The organism is Streptomyces sp. NPDC014764 (genome assembly GCF_043082785.1).
GTDB lineage: Bacteria > Actinomycetota > Actinomycetes > Streptomycetales > Streptomycetaceae > Streptomyces > Streptomyces althioticus.
Genome location: NZ_JBIBXY010000005.1, coordinates 115,552 through 133,660 on the forward strand (window position 1 = coordinate 115,552; position 18,109 = coordinate 133,660).

Genomic DNA, 18,109 nt, shown 5'->3' on the forward strand with positions numbered 1-18,109 from the left:
TTCCGATCGTCACGCCGATGTCGAAGGGGGCGACCTCGTGGGCGCGGACCTCCATGGAGCCCGGAGGGGGAACCGTTGGAAATGGGGAGTACTCAGACCGGCGGAACGGGGCATTCGGTAGGCGCCGAGTCCGCTAAACGTAAGGAGTGCAGTCCCATGCCCGAGACTTCCGACGTCGTAGAGCTCATCCTCCAGGACCACCGCCGCATGGAGGAGCTGTTCCGCCGGATGCGCAGCGTCGAGGACGACCGGGGCGCCGCGCTGCGCGAGTTCTCGGATCTGCTGATCGCTCACGCGCTGGCCGAGGAGTCCAAGGTCTACCCCGCGCTGAAGCGGTACAAGAACATCGAGGACGACGAGGTCGAGCACGGCGAGGAGGAGCACGACGAGGGCAACGAGGCGTTGCTGGCGCTGCTCGAGGTCGATGAGATCGGCGGCGACGAGTGGGACGAGAAGCTGGAGGAGCTCGTCGAGGCCGTCACGCACCACGCCGACGAGGAGGAGCGCACGATCCTCAACGGCGCCCGGGAGAACGTCGCCATGGACCGGCGTGAGGAGCTGGGCAAGGCGTTCTGGGAGGAGCGGGAGCGGCAGCTGAAGTCCGGTTGCGGTTCGGTGGACAACGTCCGCAAGATCGTCGAGTCCTGACGCGCGTCCGTCACGCGTCCGGCCGCGGGCCACACGAAAGGCCGGCCCTCCCGCGTCCGCGGGGAGGGCCGGCCTTCGCGCGTCCCGGGTTACGTGTCAGTGGCCGGCGGCCGGGTCCTCCGGGCGGATACGGCCGTGCCAGCCGCCCCCGCTGCCGCCGTTCTCGATGTACTCCTTGAAGCGGTGCAGGTCCCCCTTGACCCGGCGGTCGATGACGCCCAGGGCGTCCGCGCCCTTCTCGGCCATGCCGGTCGGCTCGACGTCCATGGTGAGTTCCACGCGGGTGCGGGTGTCGTCGAGCGGTTCGAACCGCACCGATCCGCGCTGCTTCGTCTCACCCCCGACGGTCCGCCAGGTGACCCGGTCGTCGACGAGCTGGTCCACGATCTCGGTGTCGAACTCGCGCTTCACACCGGCGATCTTGGTGGTCCAGTGGTTGTGCCGGTCGTCGAGCTGCGTCACCTCCTCGACGCCCTCCATGAAGCGCGGGAACTCCTCGAACTGCGTCCACTGGTCGTAGGCCCGGCGGACGGGGACGTTCACGTCGACCGTTTCCTTGACCGTGCTCATGGATCCTCCTGGGTTCTGTGCGCGGAGAGCCGGCGTGCCGGGCACGTCGGCCTCCTGTACGGGTCGTCGGGGCGGCGGGTACCCGGCAGACCGCACCTGAAAGGTCCGAGTCGAAGTCGGCTCATTCCGCGGGGAGTACGTCGAGTACGTCGGCGGCCAGCCGGCCGGCGTCGTCGAGCGCGGCGGTGAGGCGGTCCGGGGCCGTGTCGAGCGTGCCGAACAGGGCGTGGGCGCGGGCCGTGAAGCCGGCGGGGGCGGCGGGGAGGGCGCCCGCCGAGCGGACCGCGTCCTTCTCGTTGAGCACCCAGGCGCCGGCGTCGGCGTGCAGGGCGTGCACGAGGAGCCCCACCGCACGGTGGACACAGCCGGCCACGTGGAAGGCGTCGCCGCGCGGAACGCCCTTACGGGCCACGGACAGCGTGAACGGCGCCTCCCAACGGGCTTGATCGACGAGGGTGTTGCGCAGCGGTCGGGGATAGCCCGAGCGGATCTCGTCCCGCAGGGCGGTCAGTTCGCCGGTGGGGTCGGCCAGGACGCGGGCGAGGGCGACCTCACCGGCGTACGTGTGGGAGGAGAAGCCGTAGGGGTGGCCGGGCTGGAGACCCGTCTCGACGTGTCCGGCCCGGCACTGCCGCCAGACGCGGCGGACGCGGTCCAGGTCGCGGTAGATCCAGTCGACGGGCGTTCCGCCGACGGTCAGCCAGGCGCCGCCGTTCACCCAGGGGCCCCAGCCTCCCGGTTCGGTCACCTCCGCCGTGGGTCCGGACAGCTCGGCGGCCAGGTGGCGCAGGGCGGCGGTGTCGAGCGGGTCTCGGTAGTACAGGCCCAGGTCGACGTCCGAGTCGGGGCGGTGCGTGCCGCGGGCGCGGCTGCCGCCGAGAGCGACCGCGACGACTCCGTCGACCTGGTGCAGGCGGTGTGCGATGCGGGTGATGGCCTCCATCGGGCCGAGTGTGCCGAACGGGGCGCCGCGCTGCGACCGCGTTTCCGTCCCGGCACGGCGGCGGGGGTCAGCGGCCCCAGGTGCCTGCCACCTCGGCGACGACCCGGAGGGCCTGCTCGTACCCCGCCCGTGCCGCGGCCGGTCCGCGTGCGGTGTCGGCCATGTTGCGGCCCATCGCGCGGCGGGCGTCCTCGTCCGGGCTCAGCAGGGTCACGCGAGTGCCGTCCTCGGTGAGCCGCGCCGCCTGGTCGGCGGCGCTCGGGTGCGGCCCGACCGCCCGTGGGATCGGCACGATGGCGAGCACCCGCCGACTGCCGTGCGCGAGCTGCAGGTTGGCGGTGGAGCGGCTGCCCCCGTCCATCCAGCGCCGGCCCGCGACGGTGACCGGGGGCCAGACGACGGGGACGGCGCAACTGGCCGCGACCGCTTCGAGCAGCTTCACCCCCGAGCGCGCGTCGAACGCCTCCACCGCCCCGGTCCGGGCGTCGACGGCCGTGACACGCAGCTCGCGGTCCGGCCAGTCGCCCGCCACGCCGAGGAGCCGGCCGACCGTGTCGAACACGTCCGACTCGGGTCCGCTGCGGGCACGCAGCGCCGTCCGGCCCAGCCGGGCGATCGAACGCTCGGGGTCACGGGAGCCGAGGGCCGCCCAGAGGAAGCGGGCCGTCTGGCGTGCGGTCACCGGCAGCCGGACGGCGTCGGCGCCGGACAGCTGGCGTTCGTACAGCTCCGCGGCCGGGGTGCCGCAGCGCAGGCGTGTGCCGAAGACGGCGCCGGCGGAGGTGCCGATCAGGACGTCGGCGGTGTCGGGATCGACACCCGCCTCGGTGAGACCGGCGAGCATTCCCGCCAGCCAGGCTCCGCCCACCGGCCCGCCGCCGCCCAGCACGAGCGTCTTGTCCGGCACGGCTCCTCCTCTCCCCTGCCCACGGCAGACACTCGATCGGGGACCACTCCCCGTTTCGCCGGGCAGGAGCTTAGCAGCGAACCGGGGAGCACTCCCCGTTAGTGCCGCACGAAGGTGCCTCACTCACAGAACGCCGTGTCGACGGCGTCCATCACCGCCAGCGCCGCCTTCTCCTCGTCGCCGCCGAACGTCCCCGGCAGCGCGGTCACGGCCAGGCCGACGGAGCGGCCGTCGTCCGTGGCTCCGCCCCGGGTCTCGTAACCGTCGATGTCGCCGCCGTGTCCCCAGTACACGCCGCCGCAGCTCAGCGGGACGCTGACGACGCCGAGTCCGTACCGCCACCCCGGCAGCACGGGGGCCGCGACCGTCCTGCGCATCTCCGCCAGTTGCTCGGGCGGCAGGAGCTCGCCGTCGAGCAGGGCTCGGGTGAAGCGGGCGAGGTCGCTCGGGGTGGAGATCAGCTGTCCGGCCGCGCCGCCCCAGGAGGGGTCCATCTCGGTCGCGTCGACCACGCGGTCGTCGTCGAGGCGCGCGAGGGCGTAGCCGTGCGGGTGCGGCCCGCGGATGTCCTGGTCGCCGGGCTGGGGCCAGTAGGTGTGCCGCAGGCGCGCCTTGACGATCACGCGTTCGGTGATCTCCTCCTGCACGGGGCGTCCCGTGGCCCGCTCGACGAGCAGTCCGGCGAGCAGGTAATTGGTGTTGCTGTACTCCCACTTGGCGCCGGGGGTGAACTTCGCCGGGTGGGCCAGGGCCGCCGCGAGCAGGTCGTGGGGGTGGAAGAAGCGGTGCTGGATCTTCTCGAAGTGCTCCAGCCCTATGTGCTCGGTGTAGTTGGGCAGCCCGCTGGTGTGCTGGAGCAGGTGCCGGACGGTGATCTTCCGGGCGTCGATGCCCTTGCCGCGCACCAGTCCGGGGAGGTAGCGCTCGACGGGCGCGTCCAGGTGGACCTTGCCCTCGGCGACCAGTTGCAGCACCACGACGGCGGTGAAGGTCTTGGTGTTGCTCCCCGCCCGGACCTGACCGTCACGCGGAACCGGCACCTTGCGACCGAGCCTCGAGGAACCCGCGACGAGCGAGGCGGTACGGCCGTCCTTGCTGGTCCAGGCGAGCGCGGCGGGGAACTTCTCCTCCGCGACGAGCCGGTCGAGGCTCCGCTGGAGGGGCGAGCGCGAGGGCGGATCCGCCTCCGCGGCACCCGTGACCGTGGTGCTCAGCAGGCCCGCAGCCGCGACGACGAGCAGGCTTCCGCGCAGGACGGACTTCTTGTTCTGTGCCACCGGCACTCCTTCTCCGTGGGTCGGCACCGGAAACGATGCCGGTGCCGACCCCGGGGAGTCAGTCACGCAAGCCCCCGGATCGCGGTACCCCCAGCGCTACCGACCCGCGTCCGGACGGTCACGACCACGGGAAGCGCAAGCGGGATCCAGCCGGCGGACGGACCCGTGAGGGTCCAGCCGGCCAGGAGGCCCAGGACTGGCTGTGACGGTGAACCCGCCTCGCAGGTGCAGCCGAAGAAGGTGGTGTCGGGGTCGCCTGGCAGGGTGCGGGTCTCGTACTCGACGGTCAGGTCGCCGACGCCCGGCACCTGGAGCTCCAGGGCAAGCAGTTCGGCGATCCGGTGAAGGGCGCCGCCGCCGTGATCGACCGTGACGTCACCGGCGAGGGCCCGCTGCGCCGGCTGCCGGCAGCGACTCGCACGCCTACGCCACCGCCACGGTGCGAACCCTGCGGGACGACCTGTTCGCCGTGGCCGCGACGGCGCCGGCGACGGACCACCCCGCCGCCGCGTGACCCCACGGGACGGGGCGGGTCCGCCGGCTGCGGCGGACCCGCCCCGTCCGTACGCCGTCGACCGGGTCTCGGCGGTCAGATCTGGTTGAGGCCGCCGTCGACGTACAGGCTTGAGCCGGTGACGAAGCCGCTCTGGTCGGAGGCGAGGAAGGCCACCGCGGCGGCGATCTCCTCCGGGCGGGCGATCCTGCCCAGCGGCACCTGGGCGGCGAGGTTCCGCCGGAACTCGGCGGCCGCCTCCTCGTCGGCGGCCAGCCCCGACAGCCCTGGCGTGTCGGTGGGGCCCGGCGTGACCGTGTTGACGCGGATGCCGCGGCCCTTCAGCTCGTTGGCCCAGGTGCGGGCGAAGGAGCGGACGGCCGCCTTGGAGGCCGCGTAGACGCCGAACGCCTCGGCGCCGACGTCGGCGTTGGTGGAGCCGTTGAGGATCACGGAGGCGCCGTCGTTGAGCAGGGGCAGCGCCTTCTGGACGGTGAACAGCGTGCCGCGCACGTTGATGCCGAAGAGCCGGTCGAAGTGTTCCTCGGTGATCTGGGCGAGCGACGCGAACTCGGCGACGGCGGCGTTGGCGAACAGGACGTCCAGGCCCCGCCCCCGGCCTGCGATCGCTTCGTACAGCCGGTCGAGGTCCGCCGGGTCGGCGACGTCCCCCACGACGCCGGTGGCGGCCGGGCCGATCGCCTCGACCGCCGCGTCGAGTTCGGGCTTGCGGCGGCCGGTGACGAAGACGTGTGCGCCCTCGGCCGCCAGGCGGGTGGCGGCGGCCAGTCCGATGCCGCCCGCGCCGCCGGTGACGAGCGCGGTCTTGTCCTGGAGCAGTCCCATGCGAAGGTTCCCTTCCCCATTTCCGCATCGATCGATGCGGAAGTCGAACCGTAGCGCTTCTGAAGTGATCGATGCGGAAGAGGTAGGCTGCGGGGGTGCGAACCGAACAGAGCAGGAATCCCACCGGCCGGCCACGGGCATTCGACGCCGAGGAGGCGCTGGAGAAGGCCATGCTCGTCTTCTGGGAGCACGGCTACGAGGGCGCGAGCCTCGCCACGCTGACGCAGGCGATGGGGATCTCCACCACCAGCATGTACGCGGCCTTCGGCAACAAGGAGGAGCTGTTCCGCAAGGCGCTGGAGCGCTACTCGGAGGGCCCCGGCGGCTACCTCACCCGCGCCCTGGAGAAGCCGACCGCCCATGAGGTCGCGACCGCGATCCTCGCCGGGACCGTGCGGACCACCACCCGTCCGACGCCTCCCCGGGGATGTCTGGGCGTGCAGGGCGCTTTGAGCACCAGCGACGCCGGGCAGGGTGTGCGCGACCTCCTCACCGCCTGGCGCAACGACGGCTGCGGCAGCGTGCGCGCGCGCTTCGAACGGGCCGTCGCCGAAGGGGATCTGCCGCCCGGCGCCGACCCGGCACTGCTCGCGCGCTACGTCACGACCCTGGCCTTCGGCATCGCCGTCCAGGCCGCGAGCGGGATCGGCCGCGAGGAGCTCCAGGCCATGGCGGACGCGGCGCTGCGCACCTGGCCGCTCACCTGACGGGCCCGCGACGCCAGGTCAGTCGGACGCGGGCTCCTGGGCTTCCGCGGTGCGGACCGCCCGCTCGCCGCGCCGGGCGGCCGTGACCGCGCCCGTCTCCAGGCGGTAGTGGACCGTGACGTCGTGGTAGTCGACGTCCGGTTCGACCGTGTCGGGGAGGTTCGTGCGGTCGCTCCGGCTGACCGACGTGCGCTCGCCCGTGCCCGGGAAGCGGACGGCGGTGCGGGGTGGGGCGGTGAAGCGGACGTGGTCGGCGCGGACCGTGGAGCGGAAGGTGATGTCCCGCGGTTCGCCGGCCCGGACGTCACGCATTCACGGCGGCTCTTCGGGTTCTTCCTCGGGCGCGCGCCGCCGGGCCGGCCTCGGCGGCAGTTTGCCGTCCTCGCCGCGCACCCGGCGTTTGCGTGGGGCGCCCTCGGCGGCCGTGCGCTTCTTCGCGGCCGACCGGGTCGCCTTGCGGGCGGGCGCCGCCGCCCGGCCCGCCGTGTCCGCGCCCTGTCCGGCCGCCCCGGTGGCGGTCTGCCCCGCCCCCTCGACGACCTGACCCGCCTCCCCGCCGGCCCCCTCGACGGCACGTCCCACTCCCCCGCCGGCCCCTTCCACCGCCGCCCCGGCACCGCGACCGACACCCTCCGCGACACCGCCGACGCCCTGCGCGGCCTCCCCGGCGCCCGCTCCGACGCCTCGTACCGCCTCCCCGGCGCCCTGCACGGCTTCACCCGCGCCCGCGCCGACGCCTTGAACGGCTTCACCTGCCCCCGCACCGACCTCCTGCACGGCGCCGCCGGCACCGGAGCCCACGTCCCGTACGGCGCCTCCGGCTCCCGCGCCCACGTCCCGCACCGCGCCTCCCGCGCCCCGGCCGACCTCCTCGACGGCTCCGCCCGCACCCCGGCCGACGTCGCGGACCGCACCGCCCGCGCCGGCTCCGACGTCCTGCACGGCCTGTCCGGCGCCCTGGCCCACCGCTCCGACGGCCTCGCGGGCTCCACCGCCGACGTCCTGCACGGCGGCGCTCACGCCCCGGGCCAGTTCGGTGAGGATCTCCGGATTGCGGTCCACGGTGGTGAGGACCCGGTTGACGATCACGGCCACGTTGTCGAGGCGCACCCTGAGCTGTGCCTGCGCCTCAACCCCTGAGATGCCCAGGTGCACCCGGCCGAGGGAGACATCCGCGCCGACGCTGAGTTTCAGCAGGTCGAGGACCTCGGCCTGGAGCGACACGTGGGCGCGGAGATCCTCGACGTCCAGGTCGATCTCGTCGACCTTGAGCAGGGGGACGTCGAGGAACACGTCCGTGTCCGTGGGGGTGGCCGGAGGCCGGGGGACGGTCTCCTCGTCACCCGCCTCGTAGGCCGTCTCGACCTCCGCCGAGCCGTGGTCGGCGCCGTCGTCCTGGACGTCGCCGTACTCGGAGGACTCGTACTCCGAGTCGTCGTACTCGGAGTCTTCGTAGCCGGTGTCGTCGCGCTCGGTGTCGTCGCGCTCGGTGTCGTCCGCGTTGTCGCCCATCACCGCACCTCCCGGGTCGCCGACCCCCTCGTTCCCATCCTGCGGCGGGCCGCGCGCCGCCGCACGGTCAGCCGGGGGCGGAAACCGGAGCCGGCCGGGGCGCGGGCTCGAGGCGGACGATCACGCTCTTGGACGCGGGCTGGTTGCTGCCGTCGGCGACGCTGTCCAGGGGCACCAGGACGTTGGTCTCCGGGTAGTAGGCGGCCGCCGTCCCGGTCTTCGTCGGGTACGCGACGATCGTGAAGCCGTCGGCGCGTCGCTCCGCGCCGTCCTTCCACACCCCGACCAGGTCCACGCGGTCCCCGTCGGCGAGGCCCAGCGCGGTGAGATCGTCGGGGTTGACGAGGACGACGCGCCTGCTGCCGTGGATGCCCCGGTAGCGGTCGTTGTCCGTGTAGGGCACGGTGTTCCACTGGTCGTGGGAACGCAGCGTCTGCAGCAGCAGATGGCCGTCGGGGACGCTGGGCGCCTCGTGCTCGTTGCGGGTGAACCGCGCCTTGCCGACCTCGGTGTGGAACACGCCCTCGTTGACGGCGTTCGGCAGCCGGATGCCACCTGGGCGCATCACGCGCCGGTTGAAGTCGTGCAGCCCCGGCACGACGTTGGCGATGCGGTCGCGGATCTCGCCGTAGTCCGACTCGAACACGGACCAGGGGATGTCGGGGCCGCGCCCGGCGAGGGTGCGGTGGGCGAGGCGGCAGATGATGGCCACCTCGCTGAGCAGCAGCGGGGAGGCCGGCTGGAGGCGTCCGCGCGAGGTGTGGACCTCGCTCATCGAGTTCTCCACGGTGACGAACTGCTCGCCGCCGGACTGCACGTCCCGTTCGGTGCGGCCGAGGGTCGGCAGGATCAGCGCGGTGCGGCCGCAGACGGTGTGCGTCCGGTTGAGTTTGGTGGAGATGTGTGCGGTGAGCCGGCACGCCCGCAGCGCCTCCTCCGTGACCATGCTGTCGGGTGCGGCGCGGACGAAGTTCCCGGCGAGGGAGAGGAAGAACTTGACGCGGCCCTCGAGCATCGCACGAATGGCCTTCACGGAGTCGAAGCCGTGATGGCGGGGCGGGTCGAAGCCGAACTCCTCCCGCAGGGAGTCCAGGAAGGAGTCCGGCATCTGCTCCCAGATGCCCATGGTCCGGTCGCCCTGCACGTTGCTGTGGCCGCGCACGGGGCACGCTCCGGCACCCGCCCGGCCCAGATTGCCGCGCAGCATGAGGAAGTTGACGAACTCGCGGATGGTGGGCACCGCGTGCTTGTGCTGGGTGATGCCCATCGCCCAGCAGACGATGACGCGTTCGGAGCGCAGCACCTCGTCGCGGACCTGCTCGATCTCCCGGCGGGTGAGGCCGGTCGCCGCGACGACGTCGTCCCAGTCGACGGAGCGGATGTGCCGGGCGAACGCCTCGAACCCCTCCGTGTTGTTGCGGATGTAGTCGTGGTCGAGCACGGTGCCGGGGCGGGCGTCCTCGGCCTCCAGGAGCAGCCGGTTGAGGCCCTGGAACAGGGCGAGGTCGCCGCCGACGCGGATCTGCAGGAAGCGGTCGGCGATGGGGGTGCCGCGGCCGATGATGCCGCGCGGCTTCTGGGGGTTCTTGAAGCGCAGCAGCCCGGCCTCGGGCAGCGGATTGACGGCGATGATGCGGGCGCCGTTGCGCTTGGCCTCCTCCAGGGCGGAGAGCTGACGGGGATGGTTGGAGCCGGGGTTCTGCCCCACGACGAAAATCAGGTCGGCGTGGTGCATGTCCTCAAGGCTGACCGTGCCCTTGCCGGTGCCGAGGGTCTCGTGCAGGGCGTAGCCGCTGGACTCGTGGCACAGGTTGCTGCAGTCGGGCAGGTTGTTGGTGCCGAAGGCGCGGGCGAACAGCTGGAGCACGAAGGCCGCTTCGTTGCTGGCGCGGCCGGAGGTGTAGAAGACGGCCTCGTCGGGCGAGTCCAGAGAGGTGAGTTCCTGCGCGAGCAGGCCGAACGCGTCGTGCCAGCTGATCGGTTCGTAGTGGTCCGAGTCGGGCCGCTTGACCATGGGTTCGGTGAGCCGGCCCTGGTCGTTGAGCCACTTGTCGGAGCGGCGGGCGAGCTCGGACACCGGGTGCTCGCGGAAGAAGTCACGGCTGATCCGGCGGGTGGTCGCCTCGTCGTTGATGTGCTTGGCGCCGTTCTCGCAGTACTCGTTGCGGTGCCGTTGCCCCGGGGCCGGGTCGGCCCAGGCACAGCCGGGGCAGTCGATGCCGTCGACCTGGTTCATGGTCAGCAGCGTCTGCCCGGTGCGGACGGGGGTGGTCTGCTCGAGGGAGTACTCCAGCGCGTGCATCACCGCGGGCGCTCCCGTGGCCCACTTCTTGGGCGGTGTCACGGTGAGCCGCTCCTGGGAACCGTCGTCGGGCCGCTCGGGCATGGACTCTCCTTCACCGGACACATGGACGCCCTCCAGTCTCACGCTCCCGCCGGAGGGCGGCCACATGATCTTCCGCCGATGGGGTGGCCCCGGCCGCCGGGGCGGCCAGGAGGAAGCGCGGGCCCCGGGTTCCCCCTCGGCGGCCGGGGGAACATCACGATCTACGCCCACGTTGTCGGGGGTATGACAACAACCGCGTCGCGGCCCGAAGTGCTGCGTTACACCGCCTTCTCCAGCGACCCCGCGGGCGGCAATCCCGCCGGGGTGGTGCTGGACGCCAGTGCGCTGGACGACGGGGAGATGCTGGCCGTCGCCGCCGAACTCGGGTACTCGGAGTCCGCCTTCCTCACCGGCCCGCCGGAAGGGCTGGACGGCCCGGAGGGACGGACGTACCGGATCCGCTACTTCAGTCCCAAGGCCGAGGTGCCCTTCTGCGGGCACGCGACCGTGGCGGCCGCCGTCGCGCTCGCCGAGCGACAGGGGCCGGGGCCGCTGCTGTTCGCGACGCAGGCCGGACCGGTGCCCGTCGAGGTGACGGCGGAGGAGGACGGCACGCTGCGCGCCACGCTCACCAGCGTCGAGCCGCACGTCGAGGAGGTCGCCGACGCCGACCTGGCGGAGGCGCTGGCCGCGCTGGACTGGCCCGCCGCCGACCTCGACCCGGCCTTCCCGCCGCGGGTCGCGTACGCCGGCGCCCGCCACCTGGTGCTGGCGGCGGCCACCCGCGCCCGTCTGGCCGACCTCGACTACGACTTCGCGCGTCTCGAAGCGCTGATGCACCGCCTGGACCTGACCACCGTGCAGCTGGTGTGGCGGGAGTCGCCGACGCTGTTCCACGTGCGGGACCCGTTCCCCGTGGGCGGAGTCGTCGAGGACCCGGCGACGGGGGCGGCGGCCGCCGCGTTCGGCGGATACGCCCGTGAGCTGGGCCTGGTGCCCGAGGACGCCGTCCTCACGCTGCGTCAGGGCGAGGACCTGGGGCGTCCCGGCGAACTCACGGTGACCCTCCGGGCCGGCGACCCCCGGACACGGGTGAGCGGGGCGGGCGTACGCATCGGCTGACGGCGGACGCATCGGCGGACGCGGCGGGCGGCCGCGTGGCCCACGCGTGGTAGGGGTGCGGCAGGCGGGGCACACTGAGGAAGAAACCCGAACGACAGGTGGGGCCATGCCTGCAGCAGCCGCGCAGTCCGTCGAAGAGGCGATCGAGGTCGCCGTTCCCGTGCACACCGCCTACAACCAGTGGACCCAGTTCAAGACCTTCCCCCGCTTCATGCGCTGGGTGAGGGGCGTCGAGCAGCTCCGCCCGAATCTCACCCGGTGGGAGATCGGCACCGGCTGGGTGACCCGGACGTACACGGCGGAGGTCGTCGAACAGCATCCCGACGAGCTGATCGCGTGGCAGGGCCTCGGCCGCTGGACCGGGCACCGGGGCGAGGTCGCCTTCCGCGCCCTCGCCCCGAACCGTACCGAGATCGTGGTGCGCCTGCGGTCCGTGTCCCGGCCGACGCGGCGGCATCTGCTGCACCGGACGCCGGTGACGCCGCGGCTGATCCGGTCCGAACTGGCCCGCTTCAAGCAGTTCATCGAAGGGGTGGGCCAGGAGTCCGGCGCCTGGCGCGGCGTCATCCGCAAGGGGCAGGTGTGGCCCCAGGAGGAGAAGCCTCCGAGGAGCCGGGTGGCGGGCTGGCCGGTCGGCTGAAGCGCGGGGCGTGCAGCCGCGAAGAAGTATGTCCCGGAGTGCGCGGTCCGGCCCGTCGGGGGAACCCGGCGCCCGGAGCCGACATGAGGAGCGACCATGAGCACCGCTGACGACAAGGACCTCACCCACCCGCTGGAGCAGGAGACGGGCGAGAGGGACGTCCCGCCGGAGGAGGACGAGAGCAGGGGCCGGGAGACGCCTGAAGGCGCCGACGGCCAGGAATCCGGGGGCACGAACAGGGGACGGCCGTGACCGCGCCCGCCGTGTCGATCGCCGGACAGGACGCCGACGCGCTCGGCGGGGACGACAGCATCCTGATGCGCCAGCGCCGGGACCACGCACGGCTCGACGCGATGATGAACCGCTGCCTCTCCGAGGACCTCCCGCCCGGCGAGCTCGACGCGCTGTGGCTGGACATCGTCCGGCTGGTGTTCAGCCACGCCTTCGCCGAGGAGACCGTGCTGTGGCCGCTGCTGCGGCGCGTCTCGCCCGACGGGGAGGAGCTGACCCGCCAGGTCGAGGAGGAGCACCAGGCGGTCAACGACCTCGTCGCGCGGATCGAGCGCTCCCCCGACGACCCCCGGCGCGCGGAGTGGATGCGGCAGGCGTTCACGCTGATCCGTCAGGACATCCGCGACGAGGAGGACGAGCTGCTGCCGCGGCTGCGGACCGCGTTCGACGACCGCAGGCTGCGGCGCATCGGCGCGGCGTGGGAGGCGGTACGGGCGACCGCCCCGACCCGGCCGCACCCCGGCGTCGCCCGGCAACGCGCTGCGGGGTGTCCCGCTGAGCGCCTTCGACCGGCTGCGGGACCTGGCGCCGGGCAGCGGCCCGACCGCCCGCCGCGCCTCACTGGCGGCAGCGGGTGCGGTCGCCGCGGGAGGCGCGGTCGTCCTGGCGGTGCGTGCCGCCCGCCGGCACGGCTGAGACAACCGCCGGCACGGCTGAGACAACCGCCGGCGCTGCTGAGACGACCGCCGGCAGGGTTGAGACAACGGATCATGCGGCGCCGCGTCCCCGGCGGGAGCCCGCGTACGCGGCGTCGCGCAGCCGGTTGAGGCGTCCGGCGGGGCGCAGGCCGGGCAGGCTGTGGGCGACGGAGTCGTAGGACACCGTGGTCTCCGCCGGTGCGGGATGCACCGCTTCGAGGGTGAGCGACGCGAACGGCCGCCAGGGCTCGTCGCTCGCGGCAGCGCACAGCCGGAACAGGACGGGACGACAGGCGAGTTCCTGCCACAGGGTCGGTCGGGGCGTGTGCGGCCGGTCGAGCATCGGGAAGGCGGCGAGCACCCGCTCGCACTCCCCCGTCCGGTAGGCCAGCAGGGTGGAGTACGCCCCGGTGAGCGCGTCGGGGCGGAGCAGGGGCACGTGGCGGCCGAGGCGGCCGGTGCCGCTGGACGTGAACAGCAGGTCGAGCGGCCGGCCCGGCCCGCCCGCGTCCTCGACGCGGACGGCCAGGCCCAGGGCGTCCGGGACCCGCCGGGGCGTGCCCAGGGCGTGGGACCAGCGCACGATCGCCGGATAGGAGGCGTGCCGGTCCAGCCAGGGCTCGCCCCACGGCCGTTCGCCGCGTCCTGCGACGTGCAGGGTGCCCGAACACAGCACCCCGGTGGGATGGACGGCGGGCGCGTCCCGCCACCGGGCCACCTGTTCGGCGGCCCGGCGGGCGGTGTCGGGCACACGCGACACGGAACGTCCCTCAGAGTCCAGGGCGGATGACCGCGCGGACGCAACCGTCGGTCTTGTGCTTGAACATGTCGTACGCGGTGGGGGCGTCGTCCAGGGACACCGAGTGGGTGGCCAGGTGGGCGGTGGAGATCTCGCCGGCGGCGAGCCGGTCGAGGAGCATCGGGATGTAGCGCTGACCGTGCATCTGCGAACCGCGCACGGTGAGCCCCTTGTTGATCACCGCGCCGAGCGGGAACTTGTCGACGGCGCCCGCGAACACCCCGAGGATGAACACGGTGCCGCCCTTGCGGCAGGCGTGGATGGCGTGTCGTACGGCGGTGGGGCGGTCCGTCTGGAGGCGGAGCTGCTGCTTGGCCTGGTCGTAGAGGTGCATGGGGCCGTCGCTGTGTGCCTCCATGCCGACCGCCTCGATGCACACGTCGGGGCCGCGTCCGCCGGTGCGTTCGCGCAGTTCCGCCGCGACGTCGGTGGTGGTGTAGTCGATGGTCTCGGCGCCGATGTACCGCTCGGTCATCGCCAGGCGTTCGGGGATGCGGTCGATGGCGACGACCCGTTCCGCACCGAGCAGGATCGCCGCACGCGCCGCCATCTGGCCGACGGCGCCGCAGCCCCAGACGGCCACCACGTCACCGGGCTTGACGCCGCCGAGGTCCGCCCCCGTCCATCCGGTGGGCACGGAGTCGGACACGAACAAGGCGCTGGTGTCGTCGATGCCCTCGGGGACGGTGAAGGCGCCTTGGTCGGCGAACGGGACGCGCACGTACTCGGCGTGGCTGCCGCGCAGGCCGCCCATGGCGTGGGAGTAGCCGAAGATGCCGGCGGTCTCGTAGCCGAACAGCGCCTGCCCGACCCCGGGGTTGGTGTTCGTGTTGTCGCACAGAGACCACAGGTCGTTGGCGCAGTACCAGCAGCGGCCGCAGCCGACGAAAGAGGAGACGACGACCCGGTCGCCCACTTTGTGGCGCCGCACCGCGGACCCGGTCTCGACGACCTCGCCGACGAACTCGTGGCCGATGACGTCGCCGGCCCGCATGGCCGGGATGTACCCGCCGATGAGGTGCAGGTCGGAGCCGCAGGTGGTGCCCGCGACGAGCCGCACGACGATGTCCTGGTCGTTGCGCAGTTCCGGGTCGGGGACCTGCTCGACGGACAGCTTGTCGACGCCTTCCCAGCACAGGGCCTTCACAGCACTCCCTCCCCGCCGGAGCGGCGGCTGAACAGTCCGACGATCCGGCCGCCCGGCGTGGACCGGGTCGTCGGCGGTGTGTCGGGGAGCATGATCTCCCCGGCTTCCAGCAGGGCCTTCGCCTCGCGCAGCGCCCGCCGTACGTCCTGACGCGGGTCCTGCCCGGCGAGGCGTGCGGGCACGGAGGCCGCGGCCGGCGGTGTCGGCTCCTTGAGCCGTGCGGCCAGTTCCGTGCCGCGGTCCCCCGGAGCGGGCCGCGTGCGTACGTCGATGCGGTCGCCGAGCCGCTCCAGCGGCTCGGGCAGCTTGCCGTCCCGGCGGACGTCCTCCTCGGGGCGGTTGACGGTCACGGTGAGCCACCGGTCGCCCGCCCGGTCGTCGCCGCCGTGTGCCGCCGCCCCGGCCTTCCGGGCCGCCGCGACGCCGACGGCGGCGACGGGAACCATCCACAACGCCCTCTTCATCCACTGCCTCCTGCTCCAACGGGCCTTCGCGCGCGCCGGGTTTCCGCGGCGGGTGAGGCGAAACGGCGACGAGTCGGCGGCGGCGCCGGTCGCGGGCCGGGCCGGGCCGGAGACCCTGGGCCGCACGGACGGGATCAGTCACCGGTCGTCCTGGGACGGGATCAGTCACCGGTCGTCCTGTCCACCAGGGCGCCGTACGTCAGTTGCAGCGCGTCCGCGCCTGCCAGTGCGGTCAGGGCCCCGAGGGCGGTGCGGGTGGCGCGCGGCCACAGGAGCTGTCCCGCCGTGAGGCTGGAGGCGACCCAGACGCTCACGCAGAACGGACAGGTCACCAGCTCGCCGACCGTGGCCTTGCGGTCGTCGGTCCGCGCCTCCTCGTGCAGTTCCGCGGGCCCCTGCGGACCGACGAAGGTGGTGAAGGGGGCTCGCAGGGGGCTGGTCACCGACGCTTTGCTCAGCAGCCGGCTCAGCCGGAACGTGGCGACGGCGGTCAGTGCCACGTCCCACGGCGCCGGCCGGTCCGGCAGCGGGCGGCCACGCCGCCGTACCAGCAGCGCCCAGCTCGTGGTGTAGGCGGCGAACGCCGACATGGCGACGAGATAACCGCGGATCGGACGCTCGCCGTCCGCCGCGTACGTGTCCTCGACGCGGCGCAGCATCCTCTTCGCGCGGGACACGGCGCCCCCCTCGGCCGTCCCGGTCACGACGTACGCCCTCCGTCCGTCCCCGGCGTCGCCCCGGCCGTCGCCGGGCCGTCCACGGTGTCCGGTACGCCGTCGCCGGGCAGCCGCACCTCGACGTGCCCGTCGACCACCCGGGTGTCGAAGGCCGGCTGGGGCGCGGTGGCGGGGCCTTCGACGTTCCAGCCGTCGGAGAGACGGAAGACGCTGCCGTGCCAGGGGCACCGGACGCAGCCGTCGGCGACGGTGCCCTCGGACAGCGGTCCCGCCAGGTGGCTGCACCGTTCGGCGAGCGCGTGGACCTCCCCGCCGCTCTCCCGCACCACCAGCACCGGCACGTCGTCCACGACGCACCGCACGGCCTCACCGGCCGGGAAGGCGTCGACGCCGCCGACGCGGTGCCAGCCGTCGCGGACGACGTGCGGCACCTCCTCGGCGTGGTTGACGCCCGCCGCCTGCCGGTACGCCAGATGGCCTCCGAGCAGGCCTCCGGCGCCGACCGCGGTCAGACCGAGGTACCCGAGGACGCGTCCCTTGGCACCCCTGCCGCTGAGGCGCATCACGAGGGAGGCGCCGTAGAGGCCCACGGCGGCCGTGTTGGCCCAGGCGTGGACCAGGCCCACGCGCTGCTGCTCGCGGCGGAGTTCCGCCCAGTCGACGAGGCCCGACAGGGCGGCGGGGGCAGCCCCGGCGAGCCCCAGGGCCACCAGGAGGTCCGCCTGCCGGGACCGGCCGGGCTTGAGGTCCAGCACGGCGGCCGACATCCAGCTGCCGATGGGCAGGTGGATGGCCATGGGGTGCACGGGGTGGCCGAGCCACGTGCCGTGGAGCACGTCCCGGACGCGGCCGAGCGGGAGGGCGCGTACGCGCGCGCCGAGCATGTCGATCAGCTGGTCACGGCCGGGATCGCGCTCCAGCGCGTCCAGCAGCCACAGCATCCGGTTCTGTCCGAGGAGGCGACGCCCAGGCTTCTTGCTCATGGGCGCTGAGTTTCCCCACGCGCGGCGGGCAAACAGCGGTCAGCGTACGCGCAGCCGCACGCGGGGCCAGGCGTTGTTGACGTACCCCTTCGGGTTCCACACCTGGGCCGGGGACTCCGGCATCCCCGCACCGGAGGAGTCCCACGCGCGGGCCATGACGCGCACGTCACCGGGCGGCAGGTCGAGGGTGGTGCGCCACCGCTGCCACGCGCCCGGCCCGGCGGGCGCCTCGAGTGCGGCACGGGACCAGACGCGGCCGCCGTCCGTGGACACCTCGACGCGGGCGACCGTACGGCCCTCGCCGGCGAGGGCGTAGCCGGTGACCTCGACCGGGCCGCGCGGCAGGACATCGCCGTCGGCCGGTGTGAGCACGGCGCAGTTGAGCGGGAGCGGGCCGAGGGTGACGCCTTCGGGGTGTTCGCCGGTCGGCGGGAGTCGGTACGCGGTGGCCTGGAAGTAGCCGTCGGAGGGGGTGGTACGCGCGGTGACGTGGGTGACCCATTTGACGCTGCGGGCGCCGATCCAGCCCGGTACGACCACCCGCAGCGGCGCGCCGTGGACGGCCGGCAGCGGGGCGCCGTTCATCGCCCAGGCCAGGAGCACGTCCGGCACCAGCGCACGGTCGCGCGGAACCGACACCTCGTACGGCTGGGGCGGGTCGGCGGACGGGGAGACGTCGGGTGCCTGGAAGGCGACATGGGCGGCTTCCCGGTCGATGCCCGCGTGGGCGAGGACGTCGGCGAGGCGCACCCCCCGGAACCGCGCGGTCGAGAGGGCGCCCGGTCCCCACGGCGTCTCGCCGGGAACGGGGCGGACCGAGGTCAGGCCGGTGCGCCTGTTGCCCGCGCACTGCAGGGTGACGGTCGCCTCTGCGGCGTCGAAGCGGGACCGCAGGTCGTCGAGGGAGAGCGTCAGCGGGCGCGCCACCAGGCCGTCCACGGTGAGCCGCCAGTCCGCCGGGTCGAGGCGGGGTACGGGGCCGTGGTTCCGGCTGTAGAACGTGTCGGTGGGAGTGACCGCGGAGCGGGCGAGCACGGCTCCGGGCGGCTCCGCGTTGAACGGCTCCCGGCCGTGGACCACCATGTCGTCGCGCTTGCCCCACATGCCCATGGTCGTGAT

The 18,109-nt window shown here is 73.5% G+C and carries 20 protein-coding genes; 6 read left to right on the forward strand and 14 right to left on the reverse strand.

Going from position 1 to position 18,109, the window contains the following annotated elements:
- Nucleotides 1–156: 156 nt before the first annotated feature.
- A complete protein-coding gene (locus tag ACF1AG_RS14800; protein WP_359606373.1) occupies nucleotides 157–648 on the forward strand; it encodes a hemerythrin domain-containing protein in 492 nt (163 codons plus the stop codon).
- Between the two features lie 96 nt (nucleotides 649–744).
- On the opposite strand, the gene ACF1AG_RS14805 is transcribed toward ACF1AG_RS14800, so the two are convergent.
- From ACF1AG_RS14805 to ACF1AG_RS14825, 5 genes are all read right to left on the reverse strand, one after another.
- Nucleotides 745–1,218 (reverse strand): SRPBCC family protein, encoded by a 474-nt coding sequence (locus ACF1AG_RS14805; protein WP_359606375.1) that lies wholly within the window; start codon nucleotides 1,216–1,218, stop codon nucleotides 745–747.
- A gap of 121 nt (nucleotides 1,219–1,339) precedes the next feature.
- Nucleotides 1,340–2,161: a nucleotidyltransferase domain-containing protein gene (locus ACF1AG_RS14810; RefSeq protein WP_359606377.1), complete on the reverse strand. Its 822-nt coding sequence runs from the start codon at nucleotides 2,159–2,161 to the stop codon at nucleotides 1,340–1,342.
- Nucleotides 2,162–2,228: 67 nt separating this feature from the next.
- Nucleotides 2,229–3,068 (reverse strand): patatin-like phospholipase family protein, encoded by an 840-nt coding sequence (locus tag ACF1AG_RS14815; protein WP_359606379.1) that lies wholly within the window; start codon nucleotides 3,066–3,068, stop codon nucleotides 2,229–2,231.
- Nucleotides 3,069–3,187: 119 nt separating this feature from the next.
- Entirely contained in the window at nucleotides 3,188–4,345 is a 1,158-nt protein-coding gene (locus ACF1AG_RS14820; protein WP_359606381.1) for a serine hydrolase domain-containing protein, read from the reverse strand.
- Nucleotides 4,346–4,934: 589 nt separating this feature from the next.
- Nucleotides 4,935–5,684, reverse strand: a complete 750-nt coding sequence (locus ACF1AG_RS14825; protein WP_359751934.1) for an SDR family oxidoreductase — start codon at nucleotides 5,682–5,684, stop codon at nucleotides 4,935–4,937.
- Between the two features lie 95 nt (nucleotides 5,685–5,779).
- Between ACF1AG_RS14825 and ACF1AG_RS14830 the strand changes: the two genes are divergently transcribed.
- Nucleotides 5,780–6,391, forward strand: a complete 612-nt coding sequence (locus ACF1AG_RS14830) for a TetR/AcrR family transcriptional regulator (protein ID WP_359751936.1) — start codon at nucleotides 5,780–5,782, stop codon at nucleotides 6,389–6,391.
- Between the two features lie 18 nt (nucleotides 6,392–6,409).
- Here the strand turns inward: ACF1AG_RS14830 and ACF1AG_RS14835 are convergent, their stop codons facing one another.
- The 3 genes from ACF1AG_RS14835 to ACF1AG_RS14845 all read right to left on the reverse strand — a co-directional run bounded on the left by ACF1AG_RS14835 (nucleotide 6,410) and on the right by ACF1AG_RS14845 (nucleotide 10,289).
- Nucleotides 6,410–6,703: a hypothetical protein gene (locus tag ACF1AG_RS14835; protein ID WP_359606025.1), complete on the reverse strand. Its 294-nt coding sequence runs from the start codon at nucleotides 6,701–6,703 to the stop codon at nucleotides 6,410–6,412.
- A complete protein-coding gene (locus tag ACF1AG_RS14840; protein ID WP_387796239.1) occupies nucleotides 6,704–7,903 on the reverse strand; it encodes a hypothetical protein in 1,200 nt (399 codons plus the stop codon).
- Nucleotides 7,904–7,970: 67 nt separating this feature from the next.
- Nucleotides 7,971–10,289, reverse strand: a complete 2,319-nt coding sequence (locus tag ACF1AG_RS14845) for an FdhF/YdeP family oxidoreductase (RefSeq protein WP_359606022.1) — start codon at nucleotides 10,287–10,289, stop codon at nucleotides 7,971–7,973.
- A 183-nt stretch (nucleotides 10,290–10,472) separates the two neighbouring features.
- On the opposite strand from ACF1AG_RS14845, the gene ACF1AG_RS14850 reads away from it, so the two are divergent.
- From ACF1AG_RS14850 to ACF1AG_RS14865, 4 genes are all read left to right on the forward strand, one after another.
- Nucleotides 10,473–11,351, forward strand: a complete 879-nt coding sequence (locus ACF1AG_RS14850; RefSeq protein ID WP_387796242.1) for a PhzF family phenazine biosynthesis isomerase — start codon at nucleotides 10,473–10,475, stop codon at nucleotides 11,349–11,351.
- A gap of 106 nt (nucleotides 11,352–11,457) precedes the next feature.
- Nucleotides 11,458–11,991 (forward strand): SRPBCC family protein, encoded by a 534-nt coding sequence (locus ACF1AG_RS14855; RefSeq protein WP_359606018.1) that lies wholly within the window; start codon nucleotides 11,458–11,460, stop codon nucleotides 11,989–11,991.
- A 96-nt stretch (nucleotides 11,992–12,087) separates the two neighbouring features.
- Nucleotides 12,088–12,243 carry a hypothetical protein gene (locus ACF1AG_RS14860; protein WP_387796246.1) on the forward strand — a complete coding sequence of 52 codons (156 nt, stop codon included), beginning with the start codon at nucleotides 12,088–12,090 and terminating at the stop codon, nucleotides 12,241–12,243.
- Nucleotides 12,240–13,049 (forward strand): hemerythrin domain-containing protein, encoded by an 810-nt coding sequence (locus ACF1AG_RS14865; protein ID WP_391809831.1) that lies wholly within the window; start codon nucleotides 12,240–12,242, stop codon nucleotides 13,047–13,049. The genes ACF1AG_RS14860 and ACF1AG_RS14865 overlap by 4 nt, the downstream gene beginning before the upstream one ends.
- Here ACF1AG_RS14865 and ACF1AG_RS14870 read toward each other — a convergent pair.
- From ACF1AG_RS14870 to ACF1AG_RS14895, 6 genes are all read right to left on the reverse strand, one after another.
- Nucleotides 12,991–13,671: a phosphodiesterase gene (locus ACF1AG_RS14870; protein WP_391809832.1), complete on the reverse strand. Its 681-nt coding sequence runs from the start codon at nucleotides 13,669–13,671 to the stop codon at nucleotides 12,991–12,993. The genes ACF1AG_RS14865 and ACF1AG_RS14870 overlap by 59 nt on opposite strands.
- A 19-nt stretch (nucleotides 13,672–13,690) precedes the next feature.
- Nucleotides 13,691–14,866 carry a zinc-dependent alcohol dehydrogenase gene (locus ACF1AG_RS14875; RefSeq protein ID WP_391809833.1) on the reverse strand — a complete coding sequence of 392 codons (1,176 nt, stop codon included), beginning with the start codon at nucleotides 14,864–14,866 and terminating at the stop codon, nucleotides 13,691–13,693.
- Nucleotides 14,863–15,330 (reverse strand): hypothetical protein, encoded by a 468-nt coding sequence (locus ACF1AG_RS14880; RefSeq protein WP_359606009.1) that lies wholly within the window; start codon nucleotides 15,328–15,330, stop codon nucleotides 14,863–14,865. Before ACF1AG_RS14880 ends, ACF1AG_RS14875 begins: the two co-directional genes overlap by 4 nt.
- Nucleotides 15,331–15,491: 161 nt before the next feature.
- Entirely contained in the window at nucleotides 15,492–15,989 is a 498-nt protein-coding gene (locus tag ACF1AG_RS14885) for a DUF1360 domain-containing protein (RefSeq protein WP_387796530.1), read from the reverse strand.
- A 41-nt stretch (nucleotides 15,990–16,030) separates the two neighbouring features.
- Nucleotides 16,031–16,990 (reverse strand): Rieske (2Fe-2S) protein, encoded by a 960-nt coding sequence (locus tag ACF1AG_RS14890; RefSeq protein ID WP_359746954.1) that lies wholly within the window; start codon nucleotides 16,988–16,990, stop codon nucleotides 16,031–16,033.
- 39 nt (nucleotides 16,991–17,029) lie between these two features.
- A complete protein-coding gene (locus ACF1AG_RS14895) occupies nucleotides 17,030–18,100 on the reverse strand; it encodes a sulfite oxidase (protein ID WP_359606003.1) in 1,071 nt (356 codons plus the stop codon).
- Between the last annotated feature and the right edge of the window lie 9 nt (nucleotides 18,101–18,109).